Below are 24,136 nucleotides of genomic sequence, written 5' to 3' on the forward strand. Positions count from 1 at the left end.
AACGCGCACAACCGTCCAACCATCGCAAGGACTGCACACCAAATGATCGCCCAGACATCTTGCCCCTGAGGGCCTCCCCTCAAAGCGCAAAGCCCTCGTAGCTTTGCGTTGCCACCCGCGCCGGGACCTGAGGCGCTTGCGTTTTCTTTGTGTCCGTTTTTGATCCTGAGGTTGTTCCATGCCCGCTCAAAAGTCCGCGAAGCCACTCAAGTCTGCTCCAGGTACCGCCGCAAAGGCTGCCACCAAAACCGCTGCCAAAGCCCCGGCCAAGGCTGCTTCTCAAAAAGCTGCCGCCGCGCCCGCCCCGGTTGCCAAGAAAGTGAAAACTGTGCCTGTGAAAAGTTCTGCCGAGCTGACCAAAGCTGCCGATGAATTGCTGAAGAAAAAGCCTGCCCGCGCCAAGGCTGCAGCATCCGACGACGAAGAAACCCCGAAGAAGCGCCCAGGCCGCCCTGCCAAGGCCGCTGGTGCCGCCGAAGCCAAGGCCCCCGCCAAGCGCGGACGCAAGCCCAAGGCTGCGGCCGCTGGCGACGAAGGCGGTGACGACACCGACCTGTCCGACATCGAGGCCGACCTGGAAGGTGAAGTCGAAGAAACCACCGAAACCGCAGCCACGGTTGAGAAGGTCAAGCCGCTGCGCATGAAGATCAGCAAGGCGAAGGAACGCGCCTTGATGAAGGAATTCGGCCTGGACGAAACCGTCCTGTCCGAAGAGGACATGGCCAAGCGCCGTGCGCGCCTGAAGGCCCTGATCAAGCTGGGCAAGACGCGCGGCTACCTCACCCACGTTGAAATCAACGACCACTTGCCCGACAAGCTGGTCGATGCCGAAACCCTCGAAGCCGTCATCACCACGCTGAACGACCTGGGTGTGGCGGTGTACGAGCAGACGCCCGACGCCGAGGCGCTGATCATCACGGACAACGCCCCCGCAGGCGCCACCGAAGAAGAAGCCGAGGAAGCCGCTGAAGCCGCGCTGTCCACGGTGGACTCGGAGTTCGGCCGCACCACAGACCCGGTTCGCATGTACATGCGCGAAATGGGCACCGTAGAGCTACTGACCCGCGAAGGCGAAATCGAAATCGCCAAGCGCATCGAAGGCGGCTTGATGGCCATGATGGAGGCGATCAGCGCATCGCCCGCCACCATCGCCGAGATCCTGAACATGGGCGAAGACATCCGCGAAGGCAAGGTCGTGATCTCGACCATCGTGGACGGCTTCTCCAACCCCAACGAGGCCGACGACTATGTGGCCGAAGAAGACTTCGACGAATTCGACGAAGCCGATGACGACGACGGCAAGGGCGGCTCCAAGGCGCTGACCAAGAAGCTCGAAGAACTCAAGAAGCAGGCTCTGGAGCGCTTCGACAAGCTGCGCGAGCTGTTCGAAAAAGTGCATAAGGTGTACGACAAGGAAGGCTACGGCACCCCTGCGTACGTGAAGGCGCAGCAGGCCCTGTCGGCCGAGCTGATGACCATCCGCTTCACCGCCAAGACCATCGAAAAACTGTGCGACATGGTGCGTGGCCAGGTGGACGATGTGCGCAAGAAGGAACGCGAGCTGCGCCGCATCATCGTGGACAAGTGCGGCATGCCCCAAGAGACGTTCATCAAGGACTTCCCGCCCAACCTGCTGAACCTGCAGTGGGTCGAAAAGCAGGCCACTGCTGGCAAGCCCTGGTCGGCCGTGATTGCGCGCAACATCCCGCCCATCCAGGACCTGCAGCAAAAGCTGATGGACCTGCAGTCGCGCGTGGTGGTGCCACTGGCCGAGCTCAAGGGCATCAACAAGCGCATGAACGAAGGTGAAGCCACCTCGCGCGATGCCAAGAAGGAAATGATCGAGGCCAACCTGCGCCTCGTGATCTCGATTGCCAAGAAGTACACGAACCGTGGCCTGCAGTTCCTCGATCTGATCCAGGAAGGCAACATCGGCCTGATGAAGGCGGTGGACAAGTTCGAATACCGCCGTGGCTACAAGTTCTCGACGTATGCCACCTGGTGGATTCGCCAGGCCATCACCCGCTCGATCGCCGACCAGGCGCGCACCATCCGTATCCCGGTGCACATGATCGAGACGATCAACAAGATGAACCGCATCAGCCGCCAGCACTTGCAAGAGTTTGGTTTTGAGCCCGATGCGTCCATCCTGGCGGCCAAGATGGAGATTCCCGAGGACAAGATCCGCAAGATCATGAAGATCGCCAAAGAGCCGATCTCCATGGAAACGCCGATCGGGGACGACGACGACAGCCACCTGGGCGACTTCATCGAAGACGGCGCCAACACCGCCCCTATCGAAGCCGCCATGCAGGCCGGCCTGCGCGACGTGGTCAAGGACATCCTGGACGGCCTGACCCCGCGGGAAGCCAAGGTGCTGCGCATGCGCTTTGGTATCGAGATGACCAGCGACCACACGCTGGAAGAAGTGGGCAAGCAGTTTGACGTGACGCGCGAACGCATCCGCCAGATAGAAGCCAAGGCGCTGCGCAAGCTCAAGCACCCCAGCCGCTCGGACAAGCTGCGCAGCTTCATCGACTCGCTGTAATCCCTGCCCAGCCAGCGGCACACTGAACCCCAGCATTCGTTCAGTACAACGCCCTGCCCCGCAATTGCGGCGCAGGGCGTTTTTCATGGCCAATCCGTTGCGCAAGGCCCAGCGCGTTTACCCTGATACTCCCGACAGCAGACTGACAGCTTGGATGGTGACCATTGCCACCACGTCCAATCAAAAATTGGGAGACTTCCCTGCAGCGTTGCAAGCCGCCCTCTTGCGGCGAGGCTGCGCAGAGAAGCCGACCCTGCTGTCCGGTTGCGTGAAGGACATGCTTTTCACCCCCGCGTTTTCACGAGGTACCCCATGACCCCCCTCAGCCGCCGCAAGGCACTCGCACATGCTGCACTCGCCGCTACGGCGTGGACCGCTTTGACCCCGGCCGCGTGGGCGCAAGCCAGCACCACCGCAGCCCGCCCCACCGCCCCCAAGGCTCCCAAACTGGCGGGCACACTGCGCATCGTGATCCCGGCCAACCCCGGGGGCGGCTGGGACCAGACGGGCCGCGCGCTGGGAGCGGCCCTGGCTGCGGTGGGCGCGGCGGACCAGATCGAGTACGAGAACATTGGCGGCAAGGGCGGCACCATCGGCCTGGCCAAATACGCCGAAAAATACGGCAACGACCCCAACACCCTGCTGATGGGCGGCATGGTGATGGTGGGTGCCGTGGCGCTGCAAAAGCCCGCCGTGGACATGGGCCACATCCAGCCCATTGCCCGGCTCACCAGCGATTACCTGGTGGCAGCGGTAGCCGCCAAATCCCCCATCAAGAACACCAAGGACCTGGCCGATGCCATGCGCGCCGACCTGCGCGCCCTGCCGGTGGCGGGGGGCTCGGCCGGTGGGGTGGACCACATCTTCGCCGGGGTGCTGGCCCGTGCCTCCAAGGCCAAGCCGGAAGACCTGGTCTACAAACCCTTCCCCGGTGGCTCTGAGGTGGTGGACGCCCTGGTGTCGGGCAACGCGGCGGTGGGGCTGTCGGGCTACAGCGAATTCAGTGATGCGATAGCCGCAGGCAAACTGCGCGCCATCGGCGTGTCGTCCCGCCGCAGCGCCTTCGGCCTGCCCGCCTTCCGCGAGCAGGGGCTGGATGCCACCATGGCCAACTGGAGGGGCGTGTTCACCGGCAAAGGGGTGCCCAGCGCCCGCATGGCCGAGATGCTGGCCGCCGTGGAGGCCGCCACCGCCCATGAATCCTGGCTGCGCACGCTCAAAAGCAATCGCTGGGAACCCTCTTGGCTGACAGGCAAGGATTTGGCAGAGTTCATGGAACTGGACCTCACCACGGCACGGGTGATGGTGTACCTGCTCAAGCTGAAGGCATGAAGTGCAACAAGGCCTCTGTGCGGCTGCGGGGCGCCACCCTCGGGCCATACCGGTTTGAGGTTGCAGGCGACGTGCAGCAAGATGGAAAACCGAGATCAACCTTGGGAGCTGACCGATGAAAATGTCCAACCACTCCATCGGCGCACGCATGGCCACCGCACTGGGCCTGGTGCTCGCGCTCCTGCTGGGCGCTGCCCTGTTCGGCATTGCGGCGCTGTACCGCAGCCTGGGCACCTACGAGACCACGGTGCAGGAACGCGTGGCCCAGGAACGTGCAGTGAGCCGCATGGAAAACGAGTTCAAGACCCAGGTGCAGGAGTGGAAGAACACCCTGCTGCGGGGTGAGGATTCGCGCAAGCGCGAACTGCACTGGGCAGCGTTCCAGGCCAGTGAAAAGCGGGTGGCCGACGCCGCCAAGGCGCTGGAGCCGCAACTGACCGATGCGCAGGAAAAGGCGGCGCTGCAGAAATTCACCCAAGCCCACGCGCAGATGGCACAGGGCTACCGCAAGGGTTTTGAGGTGTTCCAGTCGCTCGGTTTTGTGCCCTCTGCGGGTGACGCAGACGTGGCCGACATCGACCAGGGCCCGGCCAAGCTGCTCACCGCACTGAGCGAGCAGGTGGCCGCCAGCAGCGCGACCATTGCAGAGCAGGCGGCCCTGAGCGCGCGGCGTGCGCTCATCAGCAGCCTGGTAGCGCTGGCACTGGTCACGGCCCTGGGCGGCTGTGCGGGCTGGCTGCTCACACGCTCGGTAGTGCGCCCGCTGCGGGTGGCGGTCTCGGTGGCCAACAAGGTGGCGGCCGGCGATCTGACCACCACCATCGAGGTCGATGGCAAGGACGAACCTGCTCGGCTGCTGGAAGCCCTGCGCACCATGCAGGAGAACCTGGAAAACGTGGTGTCGGGCGTGCGCAGCAACGCCGAGGGCGTGGCCAGTGCCAGCGCCGAGATTGCCCAAGGCAATGTGGACCTGAGCATGCGTACCGAAGAGCAGGCCTCGTCGCTGGACGAAACCACCTCTTCGATGCAGCAGCTGCAGGCCACCGTGCAGCAAAACGCCTCCAACGCCCAACGTGCCAGCGAGCTGGCCAAGAGCGGCGCATCGGTGGCCCAGCGCGGTGGCGACGTGGTAACGCAGATGGTGACGGTGGTTCAGGGCATTCAAGACAGCTCACGCCGCATTTCCGACATCATCGGCGTCATCGACAGCATCGCGTTTCAGACCAACATCCTGGCGCTCAATGCTGCCGTGGAAGCAGCACGCGCCGGCGAGCAAGGGCGCGGCTTTGCCGTGGTGGCCAGCGAGGTGCGCAACCTGGCCACCCGCAGTGCCAGCGCCGCGCGCGAGATCAAGGCGCTGATCCAGACCAGCGTGGAGCGCGTGCAGGCCGGCTCTGACCTCGCCCGCAACGCGGGCAGCACCATGGGTGAAGTCGTCTCGTCCATCCAGGGCGTGAGCGCGCTCATGGACGAAATCAGCCAGGCGAGCGCGGCCCAGACCGCCGACATGCTGCGCGTCACCCAGGCCATCGTGCGCATGGACGAAACCACCCAGCAAAACGCCGCCCTGGTGGAAGAAAGCGCCGCCGCCGCCGGCAGCCTGAGCGGCCAGGCCCGCCAGCTGGTGGAGGCCGTGGAGGTGTTCCGCCTGCGCCACCAGCAGCCGCAGCTTCAGAACCTTCACCACCACCCGGCAGGGCAGCGCGCCCTGACGGCACCGCAGGGCTGATGAATAGCTATAAAAAACATAGCTACCAGCGCTTGTCACATAAGCGCTAGCGTCCAAAAATATTCAAATTGCGGCTCGGCCGAGCGCAGCCTGACCCGGCAGACGACCTCATGCGGGGCGACGGCGCGTTACGCCCTTCGGGCAACCGCACCCCACACGGCGGCCCCGCGTCAATCCATCGTCACGTTGGCGTTTTTCACGACCTGCGCCATGCGCGCCACCTCGGATCGAAAGAACGCGGCTGCTGGCTCCGCAGGGGTGAGCTTGATTTCGTAGCCCTGGGCGATGAGCGCGTCGCGCGCCTCGGGCATTTCCATCGCGGCCTTGAAGGCGGCATACAGGCGTTGCAGCTCGGCCTTGGGCAGGCCGGCAGGCCCCACCGGGGCGATCCAGCCGTCGAGCTCGTAGCCCGGCAAGCCCTGCTCCGCAATGGTGGGCACACCGGGCAACGACGGCACGCGGCTGGCCGTGGTCACGCCCAGGACGCGCAGCGCTCCCGACTTGATGTGCGCTGCCGCAGGCGCTACCGCCACCACGGCCAATTGCACTTGGCCGCCCAGCACATCGTTCATGAGCGGGCCCATGCCCTTGTAGGGAATGTGCTGGATCGACACCTTGGCCTGGTCCACGAACATGGCTGCGGCCAGGTGCAGGATGGTGCCGTTGCCCGACGAGCCGTAGTTGAGGACGCCGGGTTTGGCCCTGGCCAGCGCGATCAGCTCCTGCACGGTCTTGACGGGCACCGAGGGGTGGGCCACCAGCACGAAGGGCGTGGCGCCCAGGATGGTGATGGGCGCGATGTCGGCGAGCGAGTCGAACGGAATGTTCTTGTACACGCTGGGGTTGACCACGTGGTTGTTGGACACCACGCCGATCACAGAGCCGTCCTTGGGCGCCCGCACGATCTGCGTGGTGCCGGTGATGCCGCCTGCGCCCGGCAGGTTCTCGATGACCACGGGCTGGCCCAGCGCCTTGGCCAGGCTGGTGCTGATGGCGCGCATGGCGCCGTCCACCCCGGAGCCCGCCGACAGCGGCAGGATCACGCGCAGCGGCTTGCCATCGCCCTGGGCACGGGCCAGGCGGGGCAGGCCCCAGGCCACAGCCCCCAGCGCGGCGGCGCCGGTGGCGAGGGCCTGGCGGCGCGTGAGCACGCTGCGGGCGGCAGGCGTGTCGTGGGGTGAAGCGGGGGCAGTGGTGGTGCGTGGCATGGGTTTGTCTCCGGTCGTGGTCAGGGAACCCTGGGCGGTGGTCTGCGCCACATTGCTATGCCCGGGGATGGTTTCAAAAAATCAGGCGATGGCCCCGGCGGCGTGCAACGCCGCCACCTCATCGGCCGTGTAGCCCAGGCCCTGCAGCAGCTCGGCCGTGTGCTGGCCCAGGCGGGGCGGGTCGCAGCGCACATCGAGCCGCTGGCCGTCCATACGCAGCGGCATCAGCGTGATCTGCGCGGTCTGCCCGGCACGTTCGCCATCGGGCAGCGTGATGTCTGCCAGTCCGCCCGTGGCTTGCAGGTGCGGGTCGTCAAACAGTTCTTCGGGCCGGCGGATGGGTGCAAACGGCAGGCCGTGGCGTTCGAAGATCGCGGCCAGTTCGTCGGCCGTGTGCTGCGCCAGCCGCTCGCGCAGCACGGGCATCAGCGTGGGGCGGGCGCGTACGCGGTCGTTGTTGGTGGCCAGGCCGGTGTCGGCCTTCAGGTCGGCATAGCCCATGGCGTCGCAAAAGGTCTGCCACTGCGCGTCGCTCACGGCGGCCAAAAAGATCTGTCCGCCGTCCTTCACGCTGAACACGTCGTACACGGCCCAGGACGAAATGCGGTCGGGCATGGGGGCCGCAGGTTTGCCGGTGACGGCGTACTGCATCATGTGCTGGCCGACCAGGAACACGTTGTTCTCGAACAGGGCCGAGTCCACCTCCTGCCCCCGCCCGGTGATGCCGCGCTGCATCAGCGCCGCCATCGCGCCAATCGCGCCGAACATGCCGCCCATGATGTCGTTCACGCTGCTGCCCGCGCGCAGCGGGTCGCCGGGGCGGCCAGTCATGTAGGCCAGGCCGCCCATCATCTGCACCACTTCGTCGAGCGCTGTGCGGTGCTCGTACGGGCCGGGCAAAAAGCCGGTGTGGTTGACGTAGATGAGGCGCGGGTTGAGCTGGCTCAGCGCCGCGTAGTCCAGGCCGTATTTGGTCATCACGCCGGGCTTGAAGTTCTGCGCCACCACATCGGCCGATGCCGCGAGCTTGCGCGCTGCCTCCAGGCCCTCGGGGCTGCGCAGGTCGAGCGCGATGCTCTTCTTGTTGCGGTTGAACATGGGGAAAAAGCCCGCGCCCGCACCCAGCAGGTGGCGCGTGCGGTCGCCGTCCACCGGCTCGACCTTGATGACCTCGGCACCCAAGTCGGCCAGCACCATGCCGCAGGTGGGGCCCATGACCATGTGGGTGAACTCCACCACGCGCAGGCCTTCGAGCGGCAGGCGGGGGGACGAGAGAGGGGGGGATGTGTCGTGCATGTTCAGAGCGTTCAGAAAGGGGTTCAGGCCGTTGCTGCTTCGCGCAGCACTGCAGGTGCGGCATTCTGCGGCAGCCCGGCCTGCCATAGGGTGCCATGCAGGGTCTCGCCCGCCAGCCATCCGGCCACGCGCTGGCGCAGCGCGAGCAGCGCAGTCACATCGATGCCGGTGGCAACGCCCATGCGCTCCAGCATGAACACCAGGTCTTCGGTGGTGACATTGCCGCTGGCGCCCGGCGCGTGCGGGCAGCCGCCAATGCCGGCCAGGCAGGCGTCAAAGCGCGTGATGCCTGCCTGCCAGGCGGCAACCACATTGGCCAGGCCCATGCCGCGCGTGTCGTGGAAGTGCGCGCAGGCCAGGCGGTCGCCCACCAGCGCACGCGCTTTGCCAAACAGGCGGGCGACCGAGGCCGGGTCGGCATAGCCCACGGTGTCGGCCAGGCTCACGCGGTCGGCGCCCGCATCCAGCAGCGCTTGCATCAGGCGCAGCACCTCGCTCTCGGCCACCTCGCCCTGCAAGGTGCAACCAAAGGCCGTTCCCACGCCACCTTCGATCAATGTGCGGCTGCCGCTGGCATCGCGCAGCGCGCGGATGTGGGCCACCTCGGCCACCACCTCGTCGGGCGTCTTGCGCAGGTTGGCCAGGCTGTGGGCGTGGCTGGCAGACAAGGGCACCACCATCAAGTCAGCGCCCTGCTCCAGCGCGCGTTCGGCGCCTTTGTAGTTGGGCACGAGCACCGAGGCCACCAGGCCCGGCAGGGTTTTGGCGTGGGCCAGCACCTCGGCCGTATCGGCCAGCTGGGGCAGCAGCCGGGCGGGCACGAAGGAGCCCACCTCGATCTCGCGCTGGCCGGCGGCGTAGGCGGCGTTGAGCCATTCGATCTTGTGCGCGGTGGAGACCACGGTGGCAATGCTTTGCAGGCCGTCGCGCAGACCCACTTCGCGGACGGTGGCACGCGCCGGGGTGGTGGAAGCGGTAGAGGGGGTCAGCACTGGTTGTCTCCGGCGGGTGGTGTTCTGCCGTCGATTCTAGAAATTCCCAACAGAATCAGAAAATACATTTTGGAAGCCATATGATTCCAAACAGGAATATCAAACACCTGGAGACAAGCCCATGCGCGATCTGGACCTGCAGACCCTGCGCCTCTTTGCCGCCGTGTGCGAGCAGCGCAGCATCGCGCGCGTGGCCGAGCAGGAGTCCATCGTGGGCTCGGCCATCAGCAAGCGGCTGGCGCAGCTGGAAGACACGGTGGGCACGGCGCTGCTACTGCGCAAACGCCGTGGCGTGGTGCCCACCCCGGCGGGCGAAACCCTGCTGGAGCACGCGCGCACCATGCTGGCCAGCGTGGGCCAGATTGAACGCGACATGGCGGCCTATGCCACCGGCACGCGGGGCCATGTGCGCATGCTGGTCACGGCCTCGGTGATGGCCGAATCACTGGCAGACGACGTGGCCGCTTTTCTGCAAGACCCGGCGCACCGCGACATCCAGGTAAGCCTGGAGGAGCGCGTGAGCCCGGACGTCGTACAGGGCATCCGTGACGGCAGTGCCTCCATCGGCATCTGCTGGGACGCGGCCGACCTTACAGGCCTGGAAACCTGCGGCTACCGTACCGACCACCTGGCCGTGGTGGCCCATGCGCTGCACCCGGTGGCCCAGCACCAGAGCGTGCGTTTTGCCGACGTGCTGGACCATGAATTCGTCAGCATGCCCGCGCTGAGCGCCGTGCAGGTGTTGCTGGCGCGCGCTGCGGCCGTGGAGGGGAAGATGCTGGCGCACCGGGTGCTGGTGTCCAACTTCGATGCGGCACTTCGGGTGGTGCGGGCCAACCTGGCCATCAGTGTCGTGCCGCGCGAAGTGGCCCTGCCTTTTGCCCAGACTGCGCCCATCCGGGTGGTTCCACTGAGCGACCCTTGGGCCCGACGGCGCTTCGCCATCTGTTACCGCAGCGCCCAGATGCTGGCCCCGGCCGCACAGTTGCTGGTCAGCCACCTGGCAGGGCTGGGCCGTCAGGAATGACCGTCCAGGAGCCTGTCAGGCTTGGCAAATGGACCGCAGCGGTCCATTTTTGGCTTAGCCGCTCTTCGAGAACACCGCCTTTTTTGCCCCACAGCCGGGCTATGGGGCTGCAAATCCGGCAAAAACTGTCCTCGCTGGGGCCAGTTTTCACTTTCTACGCTCCAAGTCCTACAGGCTCCTAGAACCGTGGCCCTACCGCAACAGTTTGACTTGTAACACAGGTTTTTCGGGGTGTAGCGCATGTGTGGTGTGCGTTCTGAGCTACCAAACTTGTAGCAAAATGGGTTCCGCGCTATAGTCTCAGCGCATCACCGGGCCCGGCATTCGCCCACCCGAATGAATATTTGATCCAACACTTGCGCGAGGAGAAGCGTCCATGAGCTCCAAAGAAAATGCCGCCATCAACCAGTTGTTCGAGCGGCTCGAATGCCGTTACGCACTGCGCGTGCTGTGGGCCCTGAAGGACGGTCACCCCCAGACCTTCCGCCTGCTGCAGGACAGCGTGGGGGGCATCACCCCCAACACGCTCAACACCCGCATCAAGGAACTGCGCGAAGCCGGTTTTGTAGACCACGGCAGCGACGGCTACACCGTCACCCCCTCGGGCGCCGACCTGCTCAAGCGCCTGTCGGACGTGCAGGCCTTCGCCACCCGCTGGGTCGCTGGCCGCGCCAAAAAAGCCTGACGCTAAACAGCTCCCCTGCCCCACTCAGGGAAAAGCCCCGCCGGACCTCCGCGCGGGGCTTTCGTTAAAATAGGGGTCAAAAATGCTGCTAGCGCTTAACCATCAAGCGCCAATAGCTCTTTTTTTAATAGCAAACAAGGAATTTCACCCATGGCACTGACCACCACCGCATCCGGCCTGCAATACGAAGACACCACCGTGGGCGAAGGCACCGAAGCCACCAAGGGCCAGAACGTGTCGGTGCACTACACCGGCTGGCTCTACAACAACGGCGAGCAAGGTGCCAAGTTCGACTCCAGCCGCGACCGCAACGACCCCTTCGAGTTCTCGCTGGGCGCGGGCATGGTCATCAAGGGCTGGGACGAAGGCGTGCAAGGCATGAAGATCGGTGGCCAGCGCACCTTGATCATTCCTGCCGCCCTCGGCTACGGTGCACGCGGCGCGGGTGGCGTGATTCCACCGAACGCCACGCTCAAGTTCGATGTGGAACTGCTCAAGGTCGGCCGCTGAGCGCTGCGCCCTGTGACGCACCAAACACAAAGCGGCCTGGGGCCGCTTTTTTTGTGCCAACACTTCACGCATGAACCTGGTGCGCCTCTCGGGGGAGAGGATCCGGGCGCCTCAATCAAAAAGCGCTTCGTCCAGCCGCTTGAATTTGGCGTCACCCACCGCCTCGCGGATCTTGGGTGCCAGCGCCGCCAGATCCTCAAAGCTGCCCGCCCCTTCAACCGCCAGATTCAACCGGAACCCGCGCAACCCCAGCCCCGCTGTCAGCTCGGTGGCGATGGGGTAGGCCGCCTGGTAACGCTCCTTGGGTGAGCGCCCGGAGCCCTCCAGCGGCGACGCCACCGTCCCCAGATCGATGGCCGGTGCAGGCTCTGCCGTCGCATCATGCGGGGTGGCAAAAGCTGCAGGCAGAGACTGCCCCGGCAGCGGAGCCAGCAGTCCCTGCGCAATCATGGCCTGGACATCCTCCTGCGTGATCCCCATGGCTGCCGTGGCCGCCAGTATTTCGCCCGTGGAGCGCTTTCCGTCAAAAAGAATAAAAGCCGAGCGCTGGCGTGAGCTGAGGCTACCGCGCCGATCCTTGAGCGCTTCCTGCCCTGCCTGCGTTTTGACGAGAACCATGAATCTCCTTGAGCTGAACCATTGTGGTGTGACCGAAGCTCACCCCGACAGGTGAGCTTTCACGCCCCAGATTCTCACGTTTGCGCAGGCTTGGTAATCGGGGTTTACGCATAACCCATTAGCAGGCGCACGGGCAGGGCACTCCAGTCTGCCAACCCAAGTCCCCCTACATCTCGGACCGGATGCGCGGCAGCGCCGGGGCAGGCCGGGTCAGCCAGCTCACCACCACCGTCGCTACCAAGCCGGTGGGCACGCCAAACACCCCGGCCGAGACGGGCTGAATACCAAACCACAGCCCGTCTGCCAGCAGCCAGCTGGGCAGCGCGCGCATGGCGGGCACATGCGACAGCAGGTAGTACACCGCCACGCCAAGCCCTGCCAGCATGCCCGCCACTGCCCCCTGCCGCGTGGTACCGCGCCAGAAGATACCCAGCACCATCACCGGCACAAAGGCCGAAGCCGCCAACGAGAACGACGCCGACACCATCGGCAGAATCTCAGAGGGTTTGAGCGCCGCTACAAATGCCGCCGACAGGGCCACGGACAGCAAGGCAAACTTGCTCAGAATCACACGCTGCTCCGGCGACGCCTGGCGCTTTGCGTCCTGAAAATACAGGTCGCGCACCAGGGCGTTGCTGATGGTGAGCAGCAGCCCATCAGCGGTAGACAGCGCCGCCGCCAGCCCGCCAGCCGCCACCAGGCCCGACACCACATAGGGCAAGCCCCCCAGCTCCGGCGTGGCCAACATGATGAGGTCGGCCCCCAGCCGGATCTCTCCAAACTGCACGATGCCGTCAGCGTTCACGTCTTCCACCGACAACAGCGAGCTGTCCACCCGCGCCCATTGGGCCATCCAGGTGGGCAAAGCCTCGAAACTGCTGCCCACCAGGTTTTGCATGACCTCGAATTTCACCAGCACCGCCAACGCGGGCGCACTCAGGTACAGCAAGGCGATGAAAAACAGCGACCACGCCACCGATGCCCGCGCAGCCGACACCGTGGGCGAGGTGTAGTAGCGCGTGAGCAGGTGCGGCAAGCCTGCCGTGCCCACCATCAGGCAGAACATGAGTGCCAGGAAGTTGCGGCGCGTCAGCTCGTAGTCACGTTGCTCGTCGGGCGTGCCCTGCGGGTCACCCACATACGCCTGGCTGTGCAGGGGCAAGCCGCCCAGGGGACGCGCACGCTCGTAGTTCTCGCGCATTTCGCGGGTCCAGCGTTCGCGCGCCGCTGCGGCATCGCGCGGCAGGGCCGCCAGCTCGCGGCTGGCCGTGACGATCAAACCTACATCGGCGTTCTGGGTGCGCAGCGCGCGAATGCGCTCCCGCCCTTTCTCGCGCTCACGCTCCAGGGCGCCTTCCACATCACGCAGCCGCGCCTCAAAATCCTGGGCGCGCCGCAGGTAGGTCTGCACCACCTGATGCTCTGCGGGGGAATCGAGCAGCTGCGCTTCCAGGTCGGCGATCTTGCTGATCTGCGCGCCATAGACTGCGGGCGCCAACGGGTTGCCCAACTGTTTGTACGCCAGCCAGGACACTGGGATCAGGAACGCCAGCAGCACCACCACATACTGCGCCACCTGCGTCCAGGTGATGGCGCGCATGCCACCGAGGAAGGAGCACAGCAGCACCCCGCCCAGGCCCAGCATGATGCCGATCTCGAACTGCACACCGGTCAGGCGCGAAGCGATCAGCCCCACACCGTAAATCTGCGCCACTACATACGTGAACGAACAGAGCACCGCCGCCAGCGCCGCAATCACACGCGGCCACCGGCCGCCAAAACGCACGTGGAAAAAATCGGGCACGGTGTACAGGCCCATGGCGCGCAGGTGCGGCGCGATCAGCATCGCCACCAGGCAAAAGCCTCCCGTCCACCCCAGCAGATAGGCCAGCCCCCCGGCCTGCCCCGGTGTGCCGGAAAAACCCTGCAGGTAAAGCGCCCCCGACAGACTGATGAACGATGCGGCACTCATCCAGTCTGCCGCTGCCGCCATGCCGTTGTACATGGGCGGAATGCGCCGACCCGCCACGTAGTATTCCTCGGGGTCGGTGGTACGGCCATAGACACCGATGCCCGCGTAGACCATCACCGTGAGGAACAGAAAAATCGGCCCGATCCAGTGCCGCGAAAGCCCCTGGTGCTCTGCCCAGGTCATCAGCGCCAGAAAGGCCAGCACCCCGGTCACATACAGCGCCAGGATGCGGTGCAACCGCCACAGATAGGCCCGATCGGTGTCGGAAGAATTGTTTTCAGCCATGGTCAGCCGTGGGGGCGGTCCGCGTCGTCCGAAAGGGCGACGGCATCCGCTGCGAGGCGCTCCGCATCCTGCCGTTCGAAGCGGTTCATGGCCCAGCCATAGACCACCACAATGCCAATGAACACCAGCACTGCCCCCTGCGCCGCAATCCAGTAGCCCAGGGGCCAACCGCCAAAGACCAGCACTTGCAGGTCCCGGGCGAAATAGGTGGCACCAAACGACACCAGCGCCCATAGCAGCAGCAAGCCGGCCTTGAGCTTGAGGTGCCGCACATCGTGCAGATCGGGCGGGAACGGGCCCGCCATTTCGGCGTCTGCAGAACGCCGGTGCTGCTGCGGGGGCTGCATCACAGGCACAGCATCAGGGACGCAGTGGCGGGTGGTGCAGTTGGCACATGGCAGCCCGGTCGGTGCGTCAGCCTGCCAGTTGCTGCCAGGTGGCAATCACGCTGTCGGGGTTGAGCGAAATCGACGAGATGCCTTCCTTGGCCAGCCACTGCGCAAAGTCAGGGTGGTCGCTGGGGCCCTGGCCGCAGATGCCGATGTACTTGCCCTGGGCCAGGCAGGCCTTGATGGCCTGATGAATCAGTGCTTCGACAGCGGGGTCGCGCTCATCAAAGTCCTGCGCCAGCAGCTCCAGGCCCGAATCACGGTCCAGGCCCAGCGTGAGCTGGGTCAGGTCGTTGGAGCCGATGGAGAAGCCGTCGAAGAACTCCAGGAAGCGCTCGGCCAGGATGGCGTTGCTCGGCACTTCGCACATCATGATGACCTTGAGGTCGTCCTTGCCGCGCTGAAGGCCGTGGGTGGCCAGCAGCTTGGTCACGCGCTCGGCCTGGCCCAGCGTGCGCACAAACGGCACCATCACCTGCACGTTGGTCAGGCCCATGTCGTTGCGCACGCGCTTGAGCGCCTCGCACTCCATCGCAAAGGCTTCGCCGAACTCTGCGCTGATGTAGCGGGCTGCGCCACGGAAGCCGAGCATCGGGTTTTCTTCCTCGGGCTCGTAGCGGCTGCCGCCGATCAGCTTGCGGTACTCGTTGGACTTGAAGTCAGACAGGCGCACGATGACGGGCTTGGGCCAGAAGGCGGCGGCGATGGTGGCCACGCCTTCGGCGACCTTGTCCACATAGAACGCGCGGGGCGACGCATGGCCCCGGGCCACGGATTCGACCGCCTTCTTCAGGTCGGCATCAATCTGCGGGTAGTCCAGGATGGCCTTGGGGTGCACACCAATGTTGTTGTTGATGATGAACTCCAGGCGCGCCAGCCCCACGCCTTCATTGGGCAGCTGGCAGAAGTCAAAGGCCAGCTGGGGGTTGCCCACGTTCATCATGATCTTGGTCTTGATGGGGGGCATCGCACCGCGCTGCACTTCGGTCACTTCGGTTTCGAGCAGGCCGTCATAGATCTTGCCCGTGTCGCCCTCGGAGCAGCTCACCGTGACCAGCGTGCCGTCCTTCAGCCGCTCGGTCGCGTCGCCGCAGCCCACCACGGCCGGGATGCCCAGCTCGCGCGCAATGATGGCGGCGTGGCAGGTGCGGCCACCCCGGTTCGTGACGATGGCGCTGGCGCGCTTCATCACGGGTTCCCAATTGGGGTCGGTCATGTCGGTCACGAGCACATCGCCGGGCTGGACCTTGTCCATCTCGGAGATGTTGTGCACCAGGCGCACGGGGCCGGTGCCGATCTTCTGGCCAATGGCGCGGCCCTCGGCCAGCACGGTGCCGTGGCCCTTGAGCTTGTAGCGCAGCTCGGCCTGGCCCTTGGACTGGCTCTTCACCGTTTCAGGGCGCGCCTGCAGGATGTAGAGCTGGCCGTCGGTGCCGTCCTTGCCCCACTCGATGTCCATGGGGCGGCCATAGTGCTGTTCGATCACCAGCGCATAGCGGGCCAGTTGTTCCACGTCGGCATCGGTCAGCGAGTAGCGGTTGCGCTGCTCGGTGGGTACATCAATGGTCTTGACCAGCTTGCCGCTGGCGGCCTTTTCTTCCGCGCTGGAGAACACCATCTGGATCAGCTTGCTGCCCAGGTTGCGGCGGATCAGCGCCTTCTTGCCCGCCTGGAGCATGGGCTTGTGCACGTAGAACTCGTCGGGGTTCACGGCGCCCTGCACCACGGTCTCGCCCAGGCCGTAGCTGCTGGTGATGAAGACCACGTCTTCAAAGCCGGATTCGGTGTCGATGGTGAACATCACGCCCGCAGCGCCCAGGTCGGAGCGCACCATGCGCTGCACGCCGGCAGACAGGGCCACCACGTCGTGCTCAAAGCCCTTGTGCACGCGGTAGGAGATGGCGCGGTCGTTGTACAGCGACGCGAACACTTCCTTCATCTTGTGCATGACTTCGTCGATGCCCACCACGTTCAGGAAGGTTTCCTGCTGGCCTGCGAAAGAGGCATCGGGCAAGTCCTCTGCCGTGGCGGACGAGCGCACGGCAAACGAGGCAGCGGGGTTGCCAGCGCTCAGCTTGGCAAATTCGTCGGCAATGGCCTTTTGCAGGTCGGCCGGGAAGGGCTGGGCCTCAACCATGGCGCGGATCTCGGCACCCACCTGCGCGAGGGCGCGCACGTCTTCGGTATCCAGGCTCTTGAGCTTGGCGCTGATCTTGTCGGCCAGGCCGTCGTAGGCCAGGAACTCGCGGAACGCGTGGGCGGTGGTGGCAAAGCCCGTGGGCACGCGCACGCCCTGGGGCAGCTGGGAGATCATCTCGCCGAGGCTGGCGTTTTTACCGCCAACGGCCTCGACATCGGTCATTCTCAGGTTTTCAAACGGTACGACCAGGGCGGTCGGGCTGAAAAGTGCAGACATGGGAAAGCTCCAGAAGTTGAAACCGGGTCTGCGTGCCGGGCCCTGGATGGCTCCTGGCAGGCGGCCATGCACGGCCTGAGGCTTTGTCGTTGTGGTTGTGGGCCGACGCGGTGCATGGTGAGAATTGGATAATTGTGACAATTGTAGGCCCGAGCATCTGGCAGCGGGCTGACGCTTTCACGCGACTTACGCAAATCGGGCAATCACCACTTCTTTGTGGTGGCAACCCGGCTGGCGCAAGCCGCATCCAAAAAAAGGGGCTCCATGCACTCGCGCACCGTATTTTTTGTCTCTGACGGCACCGGTATCACCGCCGAAACCTTCGGCAACGCCATCCTGGCCCAATTCGAGATGAAGCCGCGCCATGTGCGCCTGCCCTTCATCGACACCGTGGACAAGGCCCACCAGGCGGTGCGGCAAATCAACCACACCGGCGAGGTCGAGGGCAAAAAGCCCATCGTCTTCACCACCCTGGTCAACATGGAGGTGCTTAAAGTGATCCAGGACGGCTGCAAAGGCATGCTGCTGGACATGTTCGGCACCTTTGTGCACCCGCTGGAGCAGGAGCTGGGCATCAAGTCGCACCACCGGGTGGGGCGCTTCAGCGACGTGAGCCGCAGCAAGGAATACACGGACCGCATCGAAGCCATCAACTTCAGCCTGGCCCATGACGACGGCCAGAGCAACCGCGACCTGGCCGGCGCCGACGTGATCCTGGTGGGCGTGAGCCGCAGCGGCAAGACCCCCACCAGCCTGTACCTGGCCATGCAGTGCGGCCTGAAAGCCGCTAACTACCCGCTGATCCCCGAAGACTTCGAGCGCCGCCAGCTGCCACCGGCGCTGGTGCCGTTTCGCAGCAAGATCTTTGGCCTGACCATCAGCCCCGACCGCCTGGCCGAGATCCGCGCCGAGCGCCGCCCCAACTCGCGCTACGCCAGCCTGGAAAACTGCCGCATGGAGGTCTCCGAAGCCGAGGCCATGATGCGCCGCGCAGGCATCCGGTGGTTGTCCACCACCACCAAGTCGATTGAAGAGATTGCCACCACCATCCTGCAGGAGATTCGGCCGGAGAGGCTGGTGTATTGAGCAGCGTTGCATGGCAAGTACGACCCAACCTCCCTCGGGGGCCATGGCGGATTTATGCAAAAACAGGCTCTACCGCCCTACTGACAAGCGCAAAACGCTATAAATAATATAGCAATGTTCTCACAGGACCGGTGGTGCAGTCTGGCTTGCGCCGCAAGCCCCGCCCGCAGATCACGGCAAATCACCGCCAGCGGGGCCATCGCCCCCAAACAATTCAAACACCATGCTGCGCAGCCATTGGTTCACCGGCTCGCGGTGCACCTTGGCATGCCAAAACACGCTGATGGGCGCGTCAGGCAGTTTGACGGGGTGTGTGCGCAGCACCAGGCCAAAGGGCTCGACCAGCTTGAGCGCCAGCCGCTCGGGCACCGTCGCCACCAGCGCCGTGCTTTGGAGGATGTGGCCCACGCTCACAAAGTGCGGCACGCTCAGCCGCACCAGGCGGTCGATGCCAGCCTTCTGGATCAATTCATCTACCTTGCCGTGCCCCGTGCCCGCCGACACGATCACCAGGTGCTCTGCCGCTTTGTAGTCCGACAACAGCAGCTTGGGCCGGTCCAGCGCGTGGCCCTTTCGGAACAGGCACACATAACGCTGGCGGAACAAGCGCCGCTGGAAGAACCCGGCTTTCAGCTGCGGCAGCAGGCCGATGGCCAGGTCCACCTTGCCAGCCTCCATGTCTTCGCGCAGATGGGCGGCGTTGTTGCGCACGGTGTTCAGCGTGACGCCCGGCGCCTCCCGCCCCAGGCGCTCCAGCAGCGCGGGAAGGAAGACGATCTCGCCAATGTCTGTCATGCCGATGGTGATGGTGCGCTTGAGCGTTGCGGGCGTGAACTGTGTGCGCTGGTTCAGCCCGCTGTGGATCATGCCCAGCGCATACCCCACGGACTCGCCCAATTGCTCGGCAAAAGGCGTGGGCACCATGCCGTCCGAGGTGCGCAAGAACAGCTCGTCGCCAAAAATGCGCCGCAGCTTGGCCAGCGCGTTGCTGACCGCAGGCTGCGTCAGCCCCAGGTTGTCAGCCACCTTCGACACGCGCCGTTCGACCATGAGTTGCTGAAACAGCACCAGCAGGTTCAGGTCGATATCCGATAGCTCCATCGCCACTCCATCAGCTCGGGTGATATGAAGTGGCGATGGTATTGCAGCCAGTGATTCGCAGGCGCTTTCGTGGGCACAATGGGCTGGATGAAATCGAACGCAGCCCGCCATGGACATCCTCGTTCAGCCGCTTAACCGCGTGATCCGCGCCGAGCCCGGCGTGAACCTGCTCGACGCCCTGCGCGCGGCGCAGGTTCCGATGTCGTATTCGTGCCTTTCTGGGCGCTGCGGCATCTGCCGCTGCCGGGTGCTGTCTGGTGAGGTGCTCGATGGCGGGCGCGAGCAGCAGCGCCCGCTGGACGGCGTGGACGGCGCCGTGCTGGCTTGCCAGACCTATGTGACCGAGCCCTGCACCATCGAAGTGCCCGCCCCCGGCGAAGCCGTGGTGCACCGTGCGCGCGTGGCCAAGGCCACCGTGGTGGCCATCGAACCGCTGGCGGCAGACATCCGGCGCCTGCTGCTCAAGGTGGCAAAGCCCATTGCGTACTCGCCGGGCCAGTACATGCAACTGGGGTTCACGCCGACGCATGTGCGCCCCTACTCCATGGCAAACCTGCCCGGCGAGCCGCTGCTGGAGTTCCATATACAGCTCATGCCCCAGGGCCGGGTCAGCGGCTACATCGCCGGGCAGCTGAAGGTGGGGGACAAGGTCAAGGTCAGCGGGCCGCTGGGTGCGGCCTATTTGCGCCAGCAGCACACGGGGCCCATGCTGTGCGTGGCCGGGGGCACCGGGCTGGCGTTAGTGCTGTCGGTGGTGCGCGGCGCCATGGCCGCCGGGATGCGCAACCCCATTCACCTGTACTTCGGCCTGCGCTCCCCGCGCGAGCTGTATGGCCTGACGTGGCTGGACCATCTGCGCAGCGTGCACCCGGCGCTGCAGGTGCATGTGGTGGTGGCCTCGGGCGCCGACCCTGCCACGCAGCGGCGCGGGCTGGTGACCCAGGCCATCGAGCAGGACCACGCCAGCCTGCAAGGCTGGCAGGCGTATCTGTGCGGATCGCCGCCGATGGTGGAGACCACCACACTGCTGGCGCTGGGCAAAGGCCTGGAGGCGGCGCACCTCCATGCCGAGGCTTTTTACATGCAGGGCGACTGATTCCGTCTCCAAATCATCCGTGTCGTTGTTGCTTCGCCTTGCCGTGCTACAGCACTGTCTGCGGCTTCGCGCCTAGACACGAATGATTTGGAAACGGAATGAGGTTCGTGGAGTCTTCTGAATCCACTTGAACCGCTCACTCAGCGCGGTCGAAGCGCCGCGAGGGGCTTCGACAAGCTCAGCCCGCATCCGGCTGCGCACTGGGCGCCGCCTTGCGGAACGCTTCCAGTTGCCCGCAGGCAGCGTCCACTGCCTGGATTAGCGGCCAGCGTGACAAGTCCACCTTGAAGCGGCGCGCGCTCTCCACCTGCGGAACCAGGTACACATCGGCCAGCGTGGGGGTGCTGCCAAAGCAGAAATCACCGCGCTGCGGGTCCTTCGACAGCAGCGCCTCGATGGCGTCAAAGCCCGCGCTGATCCAGGTGCCGCACCAGTCGTTCACCGCCGCCTCGTCGGCACCAAAGCGATGGCGCAGCGCCTCCAGAATGCGGCGGTTGTTAATGGGATGGATGTCGCAGCCCACGATGGCTGCCAGGGCGCGCACCTGGGCGCGATCGCCTGCATCGCCGGGCAGCAGCGGTGGGGTGGGATAGCGCTCTTCGAGCCACTCGATGATGGCGGGCGACTGAATCATCAGGCGCTCGTCGGCCTCCAGCACGGGCACGAACTGCTGCGGGTTGATCACCTTGAAGGCATCGCCCAGATGCTCCTCACGCCGCAAATCGACCGCGACCTGCTCGTAGGCCAGCCCCTTGAGGTTGAGCGCAATGCGCAAGCGGTGGGAGGTTCCGCTGCGGAAGAAGGAATAGAGTTTCATGCTCAGTCTCTGTATAAGTCTCTGTCTCTGTCTCTGTCTCAGTCCAGGGCAATCTTGGCGCGCTTGACGACTTCACCGAACGTGCGCGAATCGCGTTCGATGGCCTTGGTGAGTTCGGCGGGCGGGCCGATGTAGGGCTCAAACCCGAAGGTCGCCAGGCGCTCCTTGACCTCAGAGGTGGCCAGCACCTTGCCCACGTCGGCATTGATCTTCTCGATGGCCACCTTGGGCGTGCCTGCGGGCGCAAACAGGCCCACCCAGGTCTTCACTTCAAACCCGGCCGGGCCGCCCGCTTCGCCCATGGTCGGAATGTCGGTGAAGCCCGCCAGACGCTGGGGCGCAGCCAGGGCCAGAAACTTCACCTTCTTGGCCTGGAACATCGGCCCGGCCGTCGCCGCCGTGCCAAACGCCCACTTGATGTCGCCCGTGGCCACCGAGGTGTAGACGCTGCCCATGTCCTTGTACGGCACATGCATCATCTTTGTGCCCGTTGCTGCCTCCAGACTCGCCGCGCCCACATGGGCCACGCTGCCGATGCCCCAGGAGCCGTAGGTGATGTCGCCCGGCGCCGCCTTGGCCGCCTTGATCAAATCGCCCACATCCTTCCAGGGCGAGTTGGCCGCCACCACCACAAAGAAGTTCGTGAAATACACCGGCGCCACGGGCTCAAAGTCCTTCAACGGGTCATAGGGCAGCTGCTTGAACACATGCGGCTGCAAGGCCATGTGCGTGTTGTCCACCTGCAGCAAGGTGTAGCCGTCTGGCGCTGCGCGCTTGGCATCGCCGATGGCGATGAACCCGTTGGCGCCGGGCTTGTTGTCGATGACAAGTTGCTGCCCCCAGTTGCGCGACAAGCGCTCGCTGAGGATGCGCATCACCGCGTCCGGGCCGCTGCCGGGCGAATACGGCGCGACGGAGCGAACGGGTTTGGCAGGGAAGGTCTGCGCCACGGCGTTGGGCACGCTCGCGGCGGCCACAAGGGCCAGCGCGCAAAGCGCCAGAGCGGGTTTAAAAATCTGTGAACGAATGGCGGTCAGCATGGGGGGTGTCTCCTTTGTTTTATGAAAGCCGAATCCGGCTTGGTGAGTGATGGATCAAACAGTGACTTGCACACGGTGGCTGTGCAGCGCCTCAAAAATCGGCGCGTCGCTGAAGCGGAACAGGTCGAGTGCGCCAGCAGCAGATGCCTGGGCCGAGAACGGCTGCCAGGACGGCACCACAAACAAGTCGCCCCGCGCCACCTGCCAGGTGCGCTCACCCACCGTGACGGTGCCGCTGCCGTCAAACACCTGGAACACCGACGACCCCACCTCACGCTGAACCCGCGTTGCGCCGCCCGCGCGCACGCGGTGCATTTCGGTGCGCATGGTGGGCAACACATCGGCGCCGGTAGTGGGGTTGGTAAAGCGCACCGCCGCGTGCCCTGGGCTCAGCGTGCCCGGCTGGCCTTCGTCTTCCAGCGCCAGCTGATCGGCCAGCGCGCGGTCGGTATCCACCCAGCGGTAGGCCAGCAGGGGCGTGGCAGGCTGGGCCTGCACCATCGACACCGGGCGCAGGCCGGGGTGGCCCCACAGCCTTTCGGAATAAGAACGCTCGGCGGTGGTGCGTTCGGCGGGTGGGAGCTTCTCGCGCCCCACTTCAAAAAACTGGCTCTCGGTGTAGTACGAGAACGGAATGTCCAGGCCGTCGATCCAGGCCATGGGCTCGGTGGCAGCGTTGTGGTGGGCATGCCAGTTCCAGCCCGCTTGGGGCAGAAAGTCGCCGCGCGACATGCGCACGGCATCGCCATTGACCACGGTCCACACGCCCTCGCCTTCCACCACAAAACGAAACGCGTGCTGCGTGTGCCGGTGCTCGGGCGCGTCTTCGCCGGGCATCAGGTACTGAATGGCAGCCCACAGCGTGGGCGTGGCAAAGGGGCGCCCACCCAGCGCCGGGTTGGCCAGCGCAATCGCACGGCGCTCCCCGCCACGGCCCACGGGCACGATGGCGCCCGCCTGTGCGGCCAGGGCTTTCAAGCGGTCCCAGCGCCACAAGTGCGGCACGGCCTTGGATTGGGGTTGGCGGGGCATCAGGTCGCCAATCTGCGTCCAGAGCGGTACCAGCAGCTCTTGCTCAAAGCCCCGGTACAGCTGCTCCAGCTCGGGCGTCGGATCGGGCTGGCCCTTGCCCGCAACGGCGTGCAGCCGCACGGGGGAAGGCGTGAGGTCGGTGGTCATGGTGGGGTTGTCTCCTGGATGTGGTTTTTTCTTATTCCGCCGAGCCAACGTGGAGCACGATGCTGCCCACGCCTTCAATGTGGCCTTCAATGCGGTCGCCTGCCAGCACGGGGCCTACGCCCTCGGGCGTGCCGGTGAAGATCAGGTCACCCGGCTGCAGGTGGTAGAACTTGGACAGGTCGGCAATCAGCTCGGGGATGTTCCAGATCAGCTTGGACAGATCGGACTTCTGGCACACAGTGCCGTTGACCGACAGCTCCAGGTTGCCCTGGCCCAGCACCACCTCGGGCAGGGGCACGACCTCTGAGACCACGGAAGACTGCTCCACATCCTTGCCCAGATCCCAAGGCCGGCCCTTGTCGCGCGCTACCAGCTGCAAGTCGCGGCGCGTCATGTCCAGGCCGCAGGCATAGCCGTAGATGAGGCTGGGCGCATCCGCCTCGCTCACTCGAAAACCGGGCGCACCAATGGCCAGCACCAGTTCCATTTCGTGGTGGTAGTTGTGGGTGCCGGGTGGGTAGGCCACGGTCGCGCCAGACTCGACCAGCGTGGACGGCGCCTTGGTGAAGTAGAACGGCACCTCCACCGCCTTGTCCACCGGGCGCCCCATCTCCACCGCATGCGCGTGGTAGTTGCGGCCCACAAAGAACAGCCGGTGGATGGGCAGGCGCTCGCTGCGGCCACGCACAGGCAGCGAATAGACGGGGGGCGGGGTCCAGAGGTAAGTGGTTGACGTGGTTGCGGTCATCGGTGGTTTCCTTAGCGGGTTGTCGTGTTCGGTTTCTTGTGGGCTTTGGTGGGGTGCGGGCC

20 protein-coding genes are annotated in these 24,136 nt (G+C 65.2%); 8 read left to right on the forward strand and 12 right to left on the reverse strand.

Going from position 1 to position 24,136, the window contains the following annotated elements:
* The first annotated feature begins 178 nt into the window (after positions 1-178).
* The 3 genes from rpoD to C8C94_RS10110 all read left to right on the forward strand — a co-directional run bounded on the left by rpoD (position 179) and on the right by C8C94_RS10110 (position 5,609).
* On the forward strand, positions 179-2,548 hold the full coding sequence (gene rpoD, locus C8C94_RS10100; protein ID WP_055398678.1) for an RNA polymerase sigma factor RpoD: 2,370 nt from the start codon (positions 179-181) through the stop codon (positions 2,546-2,548).
* A gap of 312 nt (positions 2,549-2,860) precedes the next feature.
* The gene (locus C8C94_RS10105) at positions 2,861-3,880 is read left to right on the forward strand and encodes a tripartite tricarboxylate transporter substrate binding protein (RefSeq protein ID WP_121420621.1); all 1,020 of its coding nucleotides are present in this window, start codon (positions 2,861-2,863) and stop codon (positions 3,878-3,880) included.
* Positions 3,881-3,995: 115 nt separating this feature from the next.
* Positions 3,996-5,609 carry a methyl-accepting chemotaxis protein gene (locus C8C94_RS10110; protein WP_233573444.1) on the forward strand — a complete coding sequence of 538 codons (1,614 nt, stop codon included), beginning with the start codon at positions 3,996-3,998 and terminating at the stop codon, positions 5,607-5,609.
* Between the two features lie 170 nt (positions 5,610-5,779).
* On the opposite strand, the gene C8C94_RS10115 is transcribed toward C8C94_RS10110, so the two are convergent.
* From C8C94_RS10115 to C8C94_RS10125, 3 genes are all read right to left on the reverse strand, one after another.
* Positions 5,780-6,817, reverse strand: a complete 1,038-nt coding sequence (locus C8C94_RS10115) for a tripartite tricarboxylate transporter substrate binding protein (protein ID WP_121422792.1) — start codon at positions 6,815-6,817, stop codon at positions 5,780-5,782.
* Positions 6,818-6,898: 81 nt separating this feature from the next.
* Positions 6,899-8,113, reverse strand: a complete 1,215-nt coding sequence (locus tag C8C94_RS10120) for a CaiB/BaiF CoA-transferase family protein (RefSeq protein WP_121422793.1) — start codon at positions 8,111-8,113, stop codon at positions 6,899-6,901.
* A 23-nt stretch (positions 8,114-8,136) separates the two neighbouring features.
* The gene (locus C8C94_RS10125; RefSeq protein WP_121422794.1) at positions 8,137-9,102 is read right to left on the reverse strand and encodes a hydroxymethylglutaryl-CoA lyase; all 966 of its coding nucleotides are present in this window, start codon (positions 9,100-9,102) and stop codon (positions 8,137-8,139) included.
* A 124-nt stretch (positions 9,103-9,226) separates the two neighbouring features.
* On the opposite strand from C8C94_RS10125, the gene C8C94_RS10130 reads away from it, so the two are divergent.
* The 3 genes from C8C94_RS10130 (at position 9,227) to C8C94_RS10140 (ending at position 11,327) form a co-directional block, all read left to right on the forward strand.
* Positions 9,227-10,132: a LysR family transcriptional regulator gene (locus C8C94_RS10130; protein ID WP_121420622.1), complete on the forward strand. Its 906-nt coding sequence runs from the start codon at positions 9,227-9,229 to the stop codon at positions 10,130-10,132.
* 376 nt (positions 10,133-10,508) lie between these two features.
* The gene (locus tag C8C94_RS10135; protein WP_010464095.1) at positions 10,509-10,817 is read left to right on the forward strand and encodes a helix-turn-helix domain-containing protein; all 309 of its coding nucleotides are present in this window, start codon (positions 10,509-10,511) and stop codon (positions 10,815-10,817) included.
* Between the two features lie 150 nt (positions 10,818-10,967).
* The gene (locus tag C8C94_RS10140; RefSeq protein ID WP_121420623.1) at positions 10,968-11,327 is read left to right on the forward strand and encodes an FKBP-type peptidyl-prolyl cis-trans isomerase; all 360 of its coding nucleotides are present in this window, start codon (positions 10,968-10,970) and stop codon (positions 11,325-11,327) included.
* Between the two features lie 111 nt (positions 11,328-11,438).
* On the opposite strand, the gene C8C94_RS10145 is transcribed toward C8C94_RS10140, so the two are convergent.
* The 4 genes from C8C94_RS10145 to ppsA all read right to left on the reverse strand — a co-directional run bounded on the left by C8C94_RS10145 (position 11,439) and on the right by ppsA (position 17,007).
* Positions 11,439-11,945, reverse strand: a complete 507-nt coding sequence (locus tag C8C94_RS10145; RefSeq protein ID WP_121420624.1) for a hypothetical protein — start codon at positions 11,943-11,945, stop codon at positions 11,439-11,441.
* Between the two features lie 166 nt (positions 11,946-12,111).
* Positions 12,112-14,202 carry a VC_2705 family sodium/solute symporter gene (locus C8C94_RS10150; protein ID WP_121420625.1) on the reverse strand — a complete coding sequence of 697 codons (2,091 nt, stop codon included), beginning with the start codon at positions 14,200-14,202 and terminating at the stop codon, positions 12,112-12,114.
* A gap of 2 nt (positions 14,203-14,204) precedes the next feature.
* A complete protein-coding gene (locus C8C94_RS10155) occupies positions 14,205-14,549 on the reverse strand; it encodes a DUF4212 domain-containing protein (RefSeq protein WP_121422795.1) in 345 nt (114 codons plus the stop codon).
* A gap of 67 nt (positions 14,550-14,616) precedes the next feature.
* Positions 14,617-17,007 carry a phosphoenolpyruvate synthase gene (gene ppsA / locus C8C94_RS10160; RefSeq protein ID WP_121420626.1) on the reverse strand — a complete coding sequence of 797 codons (2,391 nt, stop codon included), beginning with the start codon at positions 17,005-17,007 and terminating at the stop codon, positions 14,617-14,619.
* A gap of 264 nt (positions 17,008-17,271) precedes the next feature.
* Between ppsA and C8C94_RS10165 the strand changes: the two genes are divergently transcribed.
* Positions 17,272-18,093 (forward strand): pyruvate, water dikinase regulatory protein, encoded by an 822-nt coding sequence (locus C8C94_RS10165; protein ID WP_055398690.1) that lies wholly within the window; start codon positions 17,272-17,274, stop codon positions 18,091-18,093.
* A gap of 171 nt (positions 18,094-18,264) precedes the next feature.
* Here C8C94_RS10165 and C8C94_RS10170 read toward each other — a convergent pair whose 3' ends face one another.
* A complete protein-coding gene (locus C8C94_RS10170) occupies positions 18,265-19,194 on the reverse strand; it encodes a LysR family transcriptional regulator (protein ID WP_121420627.1) in 930 nt (309 codons plus the stop codon).
* Positions 19,195-19,303: 109 nt separating this feature from the next.
* On the opposite strand from C8C94_RS10170, the gene C8C94_RS10175 reads away from it, so the two are divergent.
* The gene (locus C8C94_RS10175; RefSeq protein WP_121420628.1) at positions 19,304-20,290 is read left to right on the forward strand and encodes a 2Fe-2S iron-sulfur cluster-binding protein; all 987 of its coding nucleotides are present in this window, start codon (positions 19,304-19,306) and stop codon (positions 20,288-20,290) included.
* Positions 20,291-20,468: 178 nt separating this feature from the next.
* Here C8C94_RS10175 and maiA read toward each other — a convergent pair whose 3' ends face one another.
* The 4 genes from maiA to C8C94_RS10195 are packed head-to-tail and all read right to left on the reverse strand — an operon-like array spanning position 20,469 to position 24,074.
* Entirely contained in the window at positions 20,469-21,107 is a 639-nt protein-coding gene (maiA, locus tag C8C94_RS10180) for a maleylacetoacetate isomerase (protein ID WP_121420629.1), read from the reverse strand.
* Between the two features lie 38 nt (positions 21,108-21,145).
* Positions 21,146-22,147, reverse strand: coding sequence for a tripartite tricarboxylate transporter substrate binding protein (locus C8C94_RS10185; protein WP_121420630.1), 1,002 nt, complete (start codon positions 22,145-22,147; stop codon positions 21,146-21,148).
* 54 nt (positions 22,148-22,201) lie between these two features.
* A complete protein-coding gene (locus tag C8C94_RS10190; RefSeq protein WP_121420631.1) occupies positions 22,202-23,326 on the reverse strand; it encodes a cupin domain-containing protein in 1,125 nt (374 codons plus the stop codon).
* Between the two features lie 31 nt (positions 23,327-23,357).
* The gene (locus tag C8C94_RS10195) at positions 23,358-24,074 is read right to left on the reverse strand and encodes a fumarylacetoacetate hydrolase family protein (protein WP_121420632.1); all 717 of its coding nucleotides are present in this window, start codon (positions 24,072-24,074) and stop codon (positions 23,358-23,360) included.
* Positions 24,075-24,136: the final 62 nt, after the last annotated feature.

This window comes from Acidovorax sp. 94 (genome assembly GCF_003634645.1).
Classification (GTDB): Bacteria; Pseudomonadota; Gammaproteobacteria; order Burkholderiales; family Burkholderiaceae_C; genus Acidovorax; species Acidovorax facilis.

Excerpts from the sequence above, each read along its gene's own strand:
- rpoD (WP_055398678.1), top strand. The coding sequence starts at position 179 with ATGCCCGCTCAAAAGTCCGCGAAGCCACTCAAGTCTGCTCCAGGTACC.
- C8C94_RS10105 (WP_121420621.1), top strand. The coding sequence starts at position 2,861 with ATGACCCCCCTCAGCCGCCGCAAGGCACTCGCACATGCTGCACTCGCC.
- C8C94_RS10110 (WP_233573444.1), top strand. The coding sequence starts at position 3,996 with ATGAAAATGTCCAACCACTCCATCGGCGCACGCATGGCCACCGCACTG.
- C8C94_RS10115 (WP_121422792.1), bottom strand. The coding sequence starts at position 6,817 with ATGCCACGCACCACCACTGCCCCCGCTTCACCCCACGACACGCCTGCC.
- C8C94_RS10120 (WP_121422793.1), bottom strand. The coding sequence starts at position 8,113 with ATGCACGACACATCCCCCCCTCTCTCGTCCCCCCGCCTGCCGCTCGAA.
- C8C94_RS10130 (WP_121420622.1), top strand. The coding sequence starts at position 9,227 with ATGCGCGATCTGGACCTGCAGACCCTGCGCCTCTTTGCCGCCGTGTGC.
- C8C94_RS10135 (WP_010464095.1), top strand. The coding sequence starts at position 10,509 with ATGAGCTCCAAAGAAAATGCCGCCATCAACCAGTTGTTCGAGCGGCTC.
- C8C94_RS10140 (WP_121420623.1), top strand. The coding sequence starts at position 10,968 with ATGGCACTGACCACCACCGCATCCGGCCTGCAATACGAAGACACCACC.
- C8C94_RS10145 (WP_121420624.1), bottom strand. The coding sequence starts at position 11,945 with ATGGTTCTCGTCAAAACGCAGGCAGGGCAGGAAGCGCTCAAGGATCGG.
- C8C94_RS10150 (WP_121420625.1), bottom strand. The coding sequence starts at position 14,202 with ATGGCTGAAAACAATTCTTCCGACACCGATCGGGCCTATCTGTGGCGG.
- C8C94_RS10155 (WP_121422795.1), bottom strand. The coding sequence starts at position 14,549 with ATGCAGCCCCCGCAGCAGCACCGGCGTTCTGCAGACGCCGAAATGGCG.
- ppsA (WP_121420626.1), bottom strand. The coding sequence starts at position 17,007 with ATGTCTGCACTTTTCAGCCCGACCGCCCTGGTCGTACCGTTTGAAAAC.
- C8C94_RS10165 (WP_055398690.1), top strand. The coding sequence starts at position 17,272 with ATGCACTCGCGCACCGTATTTTTTGTCTCTGACGGCACCGGTATCACC.
- C8C94_RS10170 (WP_121420627.1), bottom strand. The coding sequence starts at position 19,194 with ATGGAGCTATCGGATATCGACCTGAACCTGCTGGTGCTGTTTCAGCAA.
- C8C94_RS10175 (WP_121420628.1), top strand. The coding sequence starts at position 19,304 with ATGGACATCCTCGTTCAGCCGCTTAACCGCGTGATCCGCGCCGAGCCC.
- maiA (WP_121420629.1), bottom strand. The coding sequence starts at position 21,107 with ATGAAACTCTATTCCTTCTTCCGCAGCGGAACCTCCCACCGCTTGCGC.
- C8C94_RS10185 (WP_121420630.1), bottom strand. The coding sequence starts at position 22,147 with ATGCTGACCGCCATTCGTTCACAGATTTTTAAACCCGCTCTGGCGCTT.
- C8C94_RS10190 (WP_121420631.1), bottom strand. The coding sequence starts at position 23,326 with ATGACCACCGACCTCACGCCTTCCCCCGTGCGGCTGCACGCCGTTGCG.
- C8C94_RS10195 (WP_121420632.1), bottom strand. The coding sequence starts at position 24,074 with ATGACCGCAACCACGTCAACCACTTACCTCTGGACCCCGCCCCCCGTC.